Below are 11,087 nucleotides of genomic sequence, written 5' to 3' on the forward strand. Positions count from 1 at the left end.
CAGACAAAACATCAAGATACCGGCCGCGTTTCGCGATCCCAACCAATCATTGCGGCTTTGCAAATGCCGCGCGCGGATAAGGCGCGCGGCATCGAGTCAGGCGCGTCAGGCTTGCGTGCCTGGCACGCGCTCAACTGCCGCCCTGGATGGCCGGATCATCGAAGAAATAGTCGTGCACCGAATTCGGCGCGTTGCGGATCGCGCCCACGCGGTGCATGAACTGCGCGAGGCCGAGCGTGTTCTGCGGCGCCGTCTTGAACTGCACTTGCGGGTCGCGCAGGATCTTCAGCAGCAGCGCACGATCGATCTTCGACTGGTTGACGCGGATATAGATATCCGCCGCGCGCTCGGGATCGGTCGAGATCAGCTTGGCCGCATCGGCCAGCGCCGCCACGAACGCGCGATACGTCTTCGGGTTCGCGTCGCGGAATTTCTCGGTGGCGTAGAGCACGGTGGCCGAGCTGGGGCCGCCGAGCACGACGTAGGAATCGAGCACGACGTGCGCCTTCGGGTTGCCGGCCAGCTCCTGCTGCTGGAACGGCGGCGTGCTGAAATGCGCGCTGACCACGTTGCTGTTGGCGAGGATCGCGGCGGCGGCGTCCGGGTGCGGAATCGCCTGCGTGTAGCCGTCGAGCTTGTCGAACGACTTGTCGCCCCATTGCTTGGCGGCCGCGTATTGCAGCACGCGCGACTGCACCGACACGCCCACGGCCGGCACCGCGATGTGATCCTTCGCGGTGAAATCGGCGATCGTCTTGACGGCCGGATTGGTGCTGACGAGGTAATACGGCAGGTTGCCGAGCGAAGCCACGCCCTTCACGTTCTGATGGCCGTGAGTGCGGTCCCACACGGTCAGCAGCGGCCCGACGCCCGCGCCGGCGATATCCACCGCGCCCGACAGCAGCGCGTCGTTGACGGCCGCGCCGCCCGACAGCTTGGCCCAGTCCACCTGAATATCGATGCCTTCCTTCTTGCCTTCCTGCTCGATCAGGTGCTGGTCGCGCACGACGTTCAGCATCAGGTAGACGATGCCGAACTGCTCGGCGATGCGGATCTTGCCTTCGGCATGGGCCGGCGCGGCGGCGGCGAAGCCGGTGGCGGCGAGCGCCACGGCGATCGCGGACACGGCCGAACGGCGGGCGAACCAACGGGTGCGCGCGAGCGTCGCGCTGAACGGAAACGACATCGGAAACCTCGTGCTAAGGGAGCTAAGGGATGCGAAACAAATGGAATCGGCGAACGAGCGCCGCCGCGGCGCGGCCCCGACGATCGTCGAGGGCGCAGGCGCCGGGAGGCGGTCAGGCTCGGGCTGAAGGCGGCGTCCGGCTTCGGGCCGGAATCGTCAGACCGGCAGGTCGCCTTCGATCGTGGTGCGGTAGAGCTTGCGGCGCAGATGATCGGGCGTGCCGGCCGCGAGATGCATGAGCGAGCGGTTGTCCCAGAACACGAGATCGTGTTCGCGCCATTGATGGCGGTAGACGAATTCGTCACGCACGCTGTGCGCGAAGATCTCGTCGAGCAGCGCGCGGCTTTCGTCTTCCGGCAGGCCGACGATGCGCGTCGTGAAATGCTCGCTGACGAACAGCGCGCGGCGGCCCGTTTCCGGGTGCGTGCGCACGATCGGCTGCTCGACCGCCTTGACCTGCGCGATCTGCTCGGGCGACAGGTTCGGCCGCCACGGGCTGCGCGCCTGCAGCTCGGCGTAGCGCGCCAGATACGTGTGCTCGGCGCGACGGCCCTCGACGGCCTGCTTGAGCGCCTCGGGCAGCGTGTCCCAGGCCAGGTGCATGTTGGCGAACAGCGTGTCGCCCCCCTCGGCCGGCAACTCCTGCGCGTGCAGCAGCGAGCCGAGGCTCGGCTGTTCCTTGTACGACAGATCCGAATGCCAGAAATGGCCGGCGTCGCCCAGGCCGATCGGCTTGCCGTTCTCGACGATGTTCGAGACGATCAGCACCTCGGGATGCCCCGCCAGCGCGAACTGATACAGCACGTGCTGCTGGAGCGGGCCGAAGCGGCGGCTGAACGCCACCTGCTCGTCGGGCGTGATGCGCTGGTCGCGGAACACCAGCACGTGATGATCGAGGTGCGCGCGATGGATGCGCGAGAAATCGTCGTCGCCGATCGGCTGCGACAGGTCGAGGCCGACCACTTCCGCGCCGAGCGGCGCGTCGAACGGCACGATATCGAATGACTGCCGGAACGACGGCGACGGCGATGCGGGCGTGGCAACAGCGGCGGAGACGGACACGTTCGACGATTCCTGCGAAGCAAAAACCCGAATTTATGCCCGCGCCGCCGGCAAGACAACGAAGCAAATCGGATACGAATATCACCCGATGTCATAACGGCCGGTTGCGTGTGGAAGCCGCCGTCGTCGCGCGATGCCGCGACGGAATCGACGCGATCGCGACGGCGGCCGTCCGGCCCGTCAATCCGCGGCCGGCGCGCTCAATGCCCTGCCGGGAAAATCAGCGACCGATGCGCGGCCACGCCCGCCATCACGCCCGACGACGACGCGAACGTGGCGTTGGTCATCGGGTTCGACGCGTCGCCGGCCACGAACAGGCCCGGCACCTTGGTCTGCTTCCAGGCATCGACGCGCACCATCTGGCCCGCCGGCCCTTCCTCGAATTCGCAGCCCAACTGGCTCGCGAGATTGCTGGCCATCTGCAATTGCGTGCCGACGAACAGCGCGTCGACCGGCACGACCTGCCCGTCGGCCAGCCTCAGCCCCGACAGCTCGGGCGCGTTGCCGAGCACTTCCACCACCGGCGAGGTCTCGACACGCACGCCGCGCGCCGCGACCTGCGCCAGTTCGTCCGCGCTCGGTTCGATCGCGCCGTGCGTGAACCAGGTGGTCGGCCCCCAATCGGAGACGAGCATCGCCTGATGGAACGACATCGGGTGCGTGGCCAGCACGCCGAGCCGCCCGTCACGGCCGATTTCGTAGCCGTGGCAGTACGGGCAATGCAGCACGCTGACGCCCCAGCGTTCGGTCAGGCCGGCCAGCGGCGGCAGCACGTCGCGCACGCCGGTGGCGAGAATCAGCCGATCGGCGGTGGCCGTGCTGCCATCGGCCAGTGTCACGGCGAAGCCCTGCGCCGTACGCTCGGCTTGCGTGGCCTGGCCGATCCGGAACTGCACGCTCGGATAGGCCGCCAGTTGCGCCGTGGCGTCGCCGACGATCTCCTCGGGCGTGCGCCCGTCCTGCCCGAAAAAGCCGTGCGAATGCGCGGCGAAGCGGTTGCGCGGCTGACGGCCGTCGATCACGAGCACGCGCCGCCGTGCCCGCGCCAGTTGCATCGCCGCCGACAGGCCCGCGAAACTGCCGCCGACCACGATCACTTCATGATGTGACTGCATCCCAAGCTCCCGTTGAGGCCGGCCATGAATGCACGGGCCGGCACATGACATCGATTTCACGAAACATCAGGAGTTGCATGATAGACGTGTACCATCCATCTCGCAACTTCATTTGTTGCGTGAGTGGATGCCCTGCCCTGAACCCTGGAGAATCATGAGAACGGATAGCCGCCTGTCACGGATGCTGCACGCGCTGATCCACATGCACCGCGCCGACGGGCCGATGACGTCCGAGATGATGGCCGCGATGCTCGGCACCAACGCCGTGGTGGTGCGGCGGTTGCTCGGCGGGCTGCGCGACGCCGGCTATGTGCAATCGGAGAAGGGGCACGGTGGCGGCTGGACGCTGGCCGCGCCGCTCGATGCGATCACGCTGCTCGACGTGTATCGCGCGGTGGGCGAGCCGCCGCTGTTTTCGGAACTGGTGTCGGACGATCACCCGCATTGCCTGGTCGAGCGCGCCGTCAACGCGCATCTGTCGGCCGCGCTGGCCGAGGCCGAGGACGCGCTGCTGAAGAAGTTCGGCGAGGTTACGCTCGGCTCGCTGGCGCGCGATTTCGAGCAGGCGATGCCGACGGACGGCGGTGCCGGTCACGTGCCGGCCTGATCGTACCGGTCACGCCCGGGGCCGATCGCACCGGTCACGCCACGGGCCGATTGCACCGGTCACGCCCAGGGCCGATCGCGTCGGGCCGCGCCGCGCTCCACGCTCCAGGCCCGTTCAGGCCGGCCCGAACAATTCCCCGTAGATATCCCGCAGCCAGTCGACGAACACGCGCACGCGCGGCGACAACTGCCGCCGATACGGATACAGCGCCGTCAACGGCATGGCCGGGCTGTGCCAGTCGGCCAGCACCTCCACGAGGCGGCCGTCGCGCAACGCCGGCTCCAGGTGGTAGCGCGGCGCCTGGATCAGCCCCGCGCCGCTTTCGCAGGCCACCGCGTAGTTTTCCGCGTCGTTGACCGAGATCCAGCCGCCGACGTCGTAATCGCGCACTTCCCCGTCCACCACCACCGAAAACGGGTAATCGATGCCGCCGCTGCTCGCGAAGAAGCGCACGGCGCGGTGCGACGGCAGCTCGTCGGGATGCCGCGGCGTGCCGAATTCGGCCAGATAGGCCGGGCTCGCGCAGATCACCTGCGGCATCATCGCCAGCCGCCGCGCCACCAGCGACGAATCGTGCGGCCGCCCGCCCCGGATCACGCAATCCACGCCCTCGCGCACCAGATCGACGAGCCGGTCGCCGCTGCTGACCACCAGTTCGATTTCCGGATAGCGACGATGGAAATCGGCGATGCGCGGCAGCACCACCTGCGTCGCGTGCGTGCCGCTCATGTCCACCCGCAGCAGGCCGCGCGGGTTCGAGGCGTCCTGGCGCAGCGAGGCTTCGGCGTCGTCGAGTTCGGACAGCACCAGCACGCAGCGCTCGTAGAACGCGCTGCCGTCCGCCGTCGGCTTGACCTGGCGCGTGGTGCGCTCCAGCAGCCGCGTGCCGAGCCGCGCTTCCAGTTGCTTGATGGCGTGCGTCGCGCTCGCACGCGGGATGCCGAGCATGTCCGCCGAGCGGCTGAAGCTGCCGGTTTCGACGATCCGGGTGAACAGCTGGAGGGTATCGAGGCGATCCATGGCAGAGCGGGATTGTTGATGTTCGTTGAATATGCGCGCTACTTTACCAGCCTGAAAGGCCGATGAACGTGGCTGAAACGCCGATTTCCCGCTCACATTATTGATGCCGGTTGAATTGTATTAGCAAGCCGGGCGGGTTTATCGATGCGGGCAAAGCGCGAAGAATGCATTCCTGACGGGCAACGACGCCCTCTCACATCAGGAGCCAGACATGACCCAAACCTCTTCCCGCGCCGCGATCGTGACCGGCGGCTCGCGCGGCATTGGCCGCGCCATTTCGATGCGCCTCGCCACCGACGGCTTCGCCGTGGTCGTCAACTACGCCGGCAATGCCGACACCGCCCAGGAAACCGTCGATGCGATCGTCGAGGCTGGCGGCCGTGCGATCGCCGTGAAGGGCGACGTGTCCGTCGAAGCCGACGTTACGCGCCTGTTCGACGCGGCGTTCGAGGCCTACGGCCGCGTGGATGCCGTGGTCAACAGCGCCGGCGTGATGACGATGGCCCAGATCGACGCCAAGCATATCGACGTGTTCGACCGCACCATCGCCATCAACCTGCGCGGCGCGTTCCTGGTGCTCGGCGAAGCGGCCAAGCGCCTGCAACGCGGCGGCCGGATCATCGCGCTGTCGACCAGCGTGATCGCGCGCTCGTTCCCCGGCTACGGCCCGTACATCGCCAGCAAGGCCGGCGTGGAAGGCCTGGTGCGCGTGCTCGGCAACGAACTGCGCGGGCGCGGCATCACCGCGAATATCGTCGCGCCGGGGCCGGTGGCCACCGAATTGTTCTTCAACGGCAAGAGCGAGGAACAGGTCGCGCAGATCACCAAGCTCGCGCCGTTGGAGCGCCTGGGCGAGCCGGAGGATATTGCTTCGGCGGTGTCGTTCCTGGCCGGGCCGGATGGGGCGTGGGTGAATGCGCAGGTGCTGCGCGTGAATGGCGGGTTTGCTTGATTGATGCATGAAGCGGGTGCTGCGTGGTTAGCCGCCCCCGCTTCATCGCGGTCGGCGATCGGCGCGGACAACGGCACGCACGATTCACCCGCGCCGCAATAAAGCCGGCAAATCACCATCGAACGCATGCGGCCCGACATGCGTGGTCTTGAACCACGGGCACGCATAAAGGCCGCCGCCCAGGTCGCGCCACTTGCGGCAGAACGACATGTCCTCCGACAGCGACCGCCCCTCGGGCGTGCGCAGAAATTCGAAGTGCTCGTACATGTGCGTCGCATGCGGCACCAGATGCCGGTAGACGGCAGGCACCTCGACGCGCGTGTCCGGATAGGCCCTCGCCAGCTTCTCGAACACGGCACGCTCCAGCAGCATCAGGCCCGCACCGCCGGCCGCCACTTCCACGGGCCGTTCGGTCTGGTTCAGGGCGCCCTCGCCGATCGCGTACAGCGTTTGCCGGTAATCGGCCGCGGCCATCGCCACCTGCCGGGCCGACAGCTCGGGATTGCGCCGCGCCATCTCCACGATCGCATCCCAGTTCATCTGCTTCGCCGGATACGGCCCCAACGCGATCTCGGCCTGCACCTCGTACATGCGCAGCACGTCGCGGCCCTCGAAGCCGATGTCGGCGTCGATGAACATCAGGTGCGACAGGTTCGATTCGGCGAGAAAGCGCTGGATCAGCACATTGCGCTGCTCGTGCAGCAGCGCCGTGCCGCTGACATAGAAGAATTCGAACCCGAGGCCCGCCTCCATGCACGCGCGCTGCAACGACAGCAGCCCGCTGACATACGGCATGTAGCAGCTCGATCCATAGGCGGGCGTGGCGACGAAGATGCCAGGAATCGAAGTCATGGTGGCCCGGAACGGAATGAGAGATCGGTGTGTTTATCGCTCCGTTTTATTGAATTTCGAGATGACCGTCAACGGGCGCTTGTCAATCTCGAGGGTCGCTCGCGATCGAAAATTTGCATCGAAGCGTGATCGCTCAGATAAGTTTTCTTATCTTAACGACTCGATTTCAAATAAAAACTTGCAGATCGCAAAACGCATCGAAGGCTGGCAACCGCATGGGGACGGACCACGCCGGCCACGCGCCTCTTCGGCGCGCGATCCGTACGGAGTCGAGTGAATAGGTCGAGATCCGAAACGATCGATGCGATCGGCTACGGCGATGGCGAATCCGACGGCGGCATCGGGACTTTTCCCGATGCGTCGCGCCGGCAACACAGGCGATGGCTCAGGCGCGGGCCGCCCAGGCTCGCGCCTGATCGTTGACGTCCTGCAGCGCGGCGACCGGCATCGCGCTCAACGCCTGCCCCGCCTGGTTCGGCGCGATGCCCGCAAGCGCCGACACCTGCTGCGCCAGCGTCGCGTGAAAATCCTGCAACTGCTGCGCGTTCAGGTAATCGGCACGCACACCGGTAGCGCGCTTCTCGCCCGGCGGCGGGTTGATCCGCACCACCGCGCCCGGCGGAATCTCGACGCCGCGCGCCAGGCACGCGAGGCTTAACGTCGCCAGATCCTCGCGGCTGCCGACCTCGATTTCGGTCAGCCGGCCGCCCTGCTCCGAGCCGTCCAGCGGGTGCACGGCCTCCTGATACGCGTGTTGCTTGCCGCTGGCCAGCGTGTGCGTGCGCAAGCCCTCCACCTTCTCGAAGCCGAACACCACCGGTACGATCTGGCCGCGATTCATCAGGCACAGGTACGGCATGGTGTCCGAACGCTCCTGCTGATCCTTGATGCCGGCCGCCGCATCGCGATACAGCGTGCGCAGCGCGTCGCCCTCGATCCGCACGCGCTCGCCGTTGCGCTTGCACATCAGTACCGACCCGCGCAGCGGCAGTTGCTCGACCGACCGCGTCAGCGCCTCGGCGTTGTTCGCCGGGGTGCGTTGGGCCATCACGAACATGGCAGTGCGCAGCTCTTGGGACAGTTGCTCGGCCAGTTCGGCGGGCGTATTCGCGTCGTAGCGCTGCGCATCGGCGGTCGGCTTCCAGGATGCGGCGCTACCTGCTCGATCGAGCACCGTGCTGGCCAATTGGTAGCGGATGCCGGCCTGCGCGGGCGAGTTGCCGCTCGATGCGCTGCCCTTCGCGTAGCGACGCGGCCCCGAGCGCCAGTCGGCGCGCACGGTCTGGCTCGCGGGGCTTTCCGGCGTGCGCGTCGAGAAGAACACCATGCCTTCGAGCGAGCTGTGGCCGCCCTTCGGTGCGTGCCGGCCGCCCGCGAGCGCCTTCGATTCGAGGATCTCGAAGCCCCACGGGCTGCCGTGCAGCGCCTCGGGCTTGCCGTGCCCGTCGGGCGCGGCCGGATTGCGCGGGCGCAGCAGTTCTCGACGCAAGGCCGAGCCGACCGGGCGCGACGCGCCCAGCGAATCGAGCACGTCGAGCGGCGTGCGGCGCTGGCCGTCGAGCTTGTTGAGCTTCGCGCCGGACGCGATCAGCGTGCGTACGCCGGACATATCCTGATTCGCCACCGCATCGTGCAGCGACGCGGGCGCCACGCCGTCACGGCGCGCTTGCTGGTATGACTGCAGGGGCAGATGTGCCCCCCACCGCTCGGGCTGGCGGACGATGCTGTGGACGCATGACGCGGATCGTCTTGCCGCGATTCGGCGTCGTTGATGTTCAGTGGGGAGGCGTTCGAGTCGTAACGGGTGCGCATGGGCAGGCGGGTGTGATCCGCGCCGGGCGGACGAAGCCGCACGCCGCGAAGGCTCGGAGAAAAGCGGGATCACAGGCTACCGCCCCGGCGAGGCCGCGCCGAGGGCCGAATGCGAAGCTTTGTCGCGAGGATCGAAGCCGATCGACGAACGCACGACGAAGATGACGGAACGATGACGCGTCATGCGCGCCGTCATCGATCGCCCGGTTCAACTCGGCGCGGCTCCGCTTCCGGCTCGGCAAGCCGCAGCACATGCTCGCGAATATCGGCCGGCCAGCCGTCGATCCGCTCGCGAAAGCCATCCGCCTCGCCCGCGAACAAGGCGCGCGAGGCCTCCTCGAAGCCGGGCAGATCGCCGGCCAGCGCCGACATGAAGTGATAGGCGCGCTCGTTCGCGGCACGCAGGCGGTCACGGCCGCCGTGTTCGCGGCGTGCATCGTCGACGAGCTTGCGCAGCGCCACCGACGCCCCGCCCGGCTGCTCCGCGAGCCACGCCCAATGACGCGGCAGCAGCGTGATTTCACGCGCGACGACGCCGAGCCGGGGCCGTCCGCGGCCACGCGGCGCGGCGGTTTCGGGGGTGTCCGGCGATTCGTCGCCGGACGTAGACGTAGACGCAGATTCAGCTTCAGCCGCGAACCGCGCTCGAATTTCGTCCTCGCTGCCACGCAGGTCGACGTCGATCGAGCGCCCCGTGGCGTTGTCGAACAGCAGCACCGGCCCGGCCGATTCGGCCTGCGCGGCGCGGCGCATGGCCAACGCGACCGTCGCGAGATCGCCCGACGCGAGATGCCGCGCGCCGTCGAAGCCGGTATAGCGGGGAAGCAAAGCGGGATCTGCCATGAGGTGATGTGCGATAACGATCGATCGGAAAACGTGAACCGGGCCGAAGGCCGAACGACCCAACATTTACCCGGATATAAAAAAGCGCGTCAAGCGGCAGCCGAATCGCCGTGCGGCGCGTGCTCGTCGATCCAGGCCAGCGTTTCGCGCAGCACTTCCTCCGACAGCGCCGGATCGTCGCTGAGGCGCGACAGAATCACCGCGCCGACCATCGCCGACCATCCGCCAATCGCCGCGCGCCGGGCTTCCCCGGGCGCCACGCCCTTCATGCCGGCCGCGAAACGCGCCACCTGCCGCCCCACGCTGCCGCCCAGCGCGGCGCGTACCTCGGGCGCCTGCCGCGCCGCTTCCGCGCCGAGCGCGGCCACCGGGCAACCGGTGGCGCACTGGTCCCGGTGCTGCGTGCTCAGGTAACCCGCCGCATAGCCGAGCATGTCGAGTTCGGTCCGGTCCTCGCCCTTCACCAGCTCGGCCAGCGTCTGCGCGATCAGGTCTTCCTTCGATTTGAAATAGCCGTAGAAGCCGCCGTGCGTCAGGCCGGCCGCGCTCATCACGTCGGCCACCGTCACCGCGTCGAAGCCGCGCTCGCGGAACAGCTCGCTCGCCACCTCCAGGATCTTTCGCCGGTTCTCGGCCACCTGCTCCCGACTGACTCTCATATCGCCCTCCCATTCGATGCTTGACATGATACATGACAGACATCATGATTAAATACATGACGGTCATCATGAATAAATCGGATGACCGTTTTTACCCTACGTTCCTCTCTGGAGAATCAGCATGTCGAAGCTTCCCGTCGTCCTCGTCACCGGCGCATCCACCGGCATCGGCGCCGTCTATGCCGACCGTTTCGCGAAACGCGGCCACGATCTGGTGCTGGTCGCCCGCAACCAGTCGCGCCTGAACGATTTGGCCGCCCGTGTGCGCGCCGCGCATGGCGTGAACGTCGAAACGCTCAACGCCGACCTCACGCAATCCGCCGATCTGGCCCGCGTGGAAGCGCGCCTGCGCGACGATGCGTCGATCGGCGTGCTCGTCAACAATGCCGGCACCACGATTCCAGGCGGCTTCGTCGACCAGACGCCCGACGCCATCGAAAAGCTGATCACGCTGAACACCACCGCGCCGGCCCGCCTGGCGGCCGCCGTCGCGCCGCGTTTCGCGCGCGAGGGCCAGGGCGCGATCGTCAATATCAGTTCGGTGGTGGGGTTCGCGCCGGAACTCGGTCTGTCGGTCTACGGCGCGACCAAGGCGTTCCTGAGCTTCCTGTCGCACGGCCTGCAGCTTGAACTGGGGCCGAAGGGCGTATACGTGCAGGCGGTCCTGCCGTCCGCGACGCGCACGGAAATCTGGGATCACGCCAAAACCGACGTGAATTCGCTCGGCGCAGTGATGGAGGTGGATGAACTGGTGGACGCGGCGCTGGCCGGCTACGACCTGCGCGAGACGGTGACGATCCCGACGCTGCACGACGCCGGTCAATGGACGCAATACGAAGGCGCGCGCCAGGCGATGCTGCCGAACATCCTGCAAGTGCACGCCGCGCCGCGCTACAAGCAGCCGGCCTGAGCGGTAACGGCCCTTTCGACGGTGGTCGAGCCGTCAGGGCCGATCGGCCCCGCCGGGCCGCCGCGCGCG

General features: G+C 67.5%; 11 protein-coding genes. 3 read left to right on the plus strand and 8 right to left on the minus strand.

What is annotated here, in order from left to right:
- Positions 1–130: 130 nt before the first annotated feature.
- From ACYP33_RS31535 to ACYP33_RS31545, 3 genes are all read right to left on the minus strand, one after another.
- Positions 131–1,186: an ABC transporter substrate-binding protein gene (locus ACYP33_RS31535; protein WP_414439231.1), complete on the minus strand. Its 1,056-nt coding sequence runs from the start codon at positions 1,184–1,186 to the stop codon at positions 131–133.
- Positions 1,187–1,342: 156 nt separating this feature from the next.
- Complete coding sequence (locus tag ACYP33_RS31540) at positions 1,343–2,248, minus strand: TauD/TfdA dioxygenase family protein (RefSeq protein ID WP_459625125.1); 906 nt, start codon at positions 2,246–2,248, stop codon at positions 1,343–1,345.
- 200 nt (positions 2,249–2,448) lie between these two features.
- On the minus strand, positions 2,449–3,363 hold the full coding sequence (locus ACYP33_RS31545; protein WP_459625126.1) for an NAD(P)/FAD-dependent oxidoreductase: 915 nt from the start codon (positions 3,361–3,363) through the stop codon (positions 2,449–2,451).
- A gap of 154 nt (positions 3,364–3,517) precedes the next feature.
- On the opposite strand from ACYP33_RS31545, the gene ACYP33_RS31550 reads away from it, so the two are divergent.
- Entirely contained in the window at positions 3,518–3,970 is a 453-nt protein-coding gene (locus tag ACYP33_RS31550) for an Rrf2 family transcriptional regulator (RefSeq protein ID WP_459625127.1), read from the plus strand.
- A 114-nt stretch (positions 3,971–4,084) separates the two neighbouring features.
- Here ACYP33_RS31550 and ACYP33_RS31555 read toward each other — a convergent pair whose 3' ends face one another.
- Positions 4,085–4,990, minus strand: coding sequence for a LysR family transcriptional regulator (locus ACYP33_RS31555; protein WP_414439235.1), 906 nt, complete (start codon positions 4,988–4,990; stop codon positions 4,085–4,087).
- 211 nt (positions 4,991–5,201) lie between these two features.
- Between ACYP33_RS31555 and ACYP33_RS31560 the strand changes: the two genes are divergently transcribed.
- Complete coding sequence (locus ACYP33_RS31560) at positions 5,202–5,942, plus strand: SDR family oxidoreductase (RefSeq protein ID WP_459625129.1); 741 nt, start codon at positions 5,202–5,204, stop codon at positions 5,940–5,942.
- 84 nt (positions 5,943–6,026) lie between these two features.
- Here ACYP33_RS31560 and ACYP33_RS31565 read toward each other — a convergent pair whose 3' ends face one another.
- The 4 genes from ACYP33_RS31565 to ACYP33_RS31580 form a co-directional block, all read right to left on the minus strand.
- Positions 6,027–6,794: a hypothetical protein gene (locus tag ACYP33_RS31565; RefSeq protein WP_459625130.1), complete on the minus strand. Its 768-nt coding sequence runs from the start codon at positions 6,792–6,794 to the stop codon at positions 6,027–6,029.
- Positions 6,795–7,179: 385 nt separating this feature from the next.
- Positions 7,180–8,403 (minus strand): hypothetical protein, encoded by a 1,224-nt coding sequence (locus tag ACYP33_RS31570; RefSeq protein WP_459625132.1) that lies wholly within the window; start codon positions 8,401–8,403, stop codon positions 7,180–7,182.
- Between the two features lie 395 nt (positions 8,404–8,798).
- The gene (locus tag ACYP33_RS31575; protein WP_459625134.1) at positions 8,799–9,449 is read right to left on the minus strand and encodes a DUF2239 family protein; all 651 of its coding nucleotides are present in this window, start codon (positions 9,447–9,449) and stop codon (positions 8,799–8,801) included.
- A gap of 89 nt (positions 9,450–9,538) precedes the next feature.
- The gene (locus ACYP33_RS31580; RefSeq protein ID WP_414439240.1) at positions 9,539–10,108 is read right to left on the minus strand and encodes a TetR/AcrR family transcriptional regulator; all 570 of its coding nucleotides are present in this window, start codon (positions 10,106–10,108) and stop codon (positions 9,539–9,541) included.
- Between the two features lie 121 nt (positions 10,109–10,229).
- Between ACYP33_RS31580 and ACYP33_RS31585 the strand changes: the two genes are divergently transcribed.
- Complete coding sequence (locus tag ACYP33_RS31585; protein WP_459625136.1) at positions 10,230–11,018, plus strand: SDR family NAD(P)-dependent oxidoreductase; 789 nt, start codon at positions 10,230–10,232, stop codon at positions 11,016–11,018.
- Positions 11,019–11,087: the final 69 nt, after the last annotated feature.

Source organism: Burkholderia sp. 3C (assembly GCF_054589155.1).

What these genes read in the sequence shown, in the direction of transcription:
- ACYP33_RS31535 (WP_414439231.1), bottom strand. Translation starts at nt 1,186, where the DNA reads ATGTCGTTTCCGTTCAGCGCGACGCTCGCGCGCACCCGTTGGTTCGCC.
- ACYP33_RS31545 (WP_459625126.1), bottom strand. Translation starts at nt 3,363, where the DNA reads ATGCAGTCACATCATGAAGTGATCGTGGTCGGCGGCAGTTTCGCGGGC.
- ACYP33_RS31550 (WP_459625127.1), top strand. Translation starts at nt 3,518, where the DNA reads ATGAGAACGGATAGCCGCCTGTCACGGATGCTGCACGCGCTGATCCAC.
- ACYP33_RS31555 (WP_414439235.1), bottom strand. Translation starts at nt 4,990, where the DNA reads ATGGATCGCCTCGATACCCTCCAGCTGTTCACCCGGATCGTCGAAACC.
- ACYP33_RS31560 (WP_459625129.1), top strand. Translation starts at nt 5,202, where the DNA reads ATGACCCAAACCTCTTCCCGCGCCGCGATCGTGACCGGCGGCTCGCGC.
- ACYP33_RS31565 (WP_459625130.1), bottom strand. Translation starts at nt 6,794, where the DNA reads ATGACTTCGATTCCTGGCATCTTCGTCGCCACGCCCGCCTATGGATCG.
- ACYP33_RS31570 (WP_459625132.1), bottom strand. Translation starts at nt 8,403, where the DNA reads ATGTCCGGCGTACGCACGCTGATCGCGTCCGGCGCGAAGCTCAACAAG.
- ACYP33_RS31575 (WP_459625134.1), bottom strand. Translation starts at nt 9,449, where the DNA reads ATGGCAGATCCCGCTTTGCTTCCCCGCTATACCGGCTTCGACGGCGCG.
- ACYP33_RS31580 (WP_414439240.1), bottom strand. Translation starts at nt 10,108, where the DNA reads ATGAGAGTCAGTCGGGAGCAGGTGGCCGAGAACCGGCGAAAGATCCTG.
- ACYP33_RS31585 (WP_459625136.1), top strand. Translation starts at nt 10,230, where the DNA reads ATGTCGAAGCTTCCCGTCGTCCTCGTCACCGGCGCATCCACCGGCATC.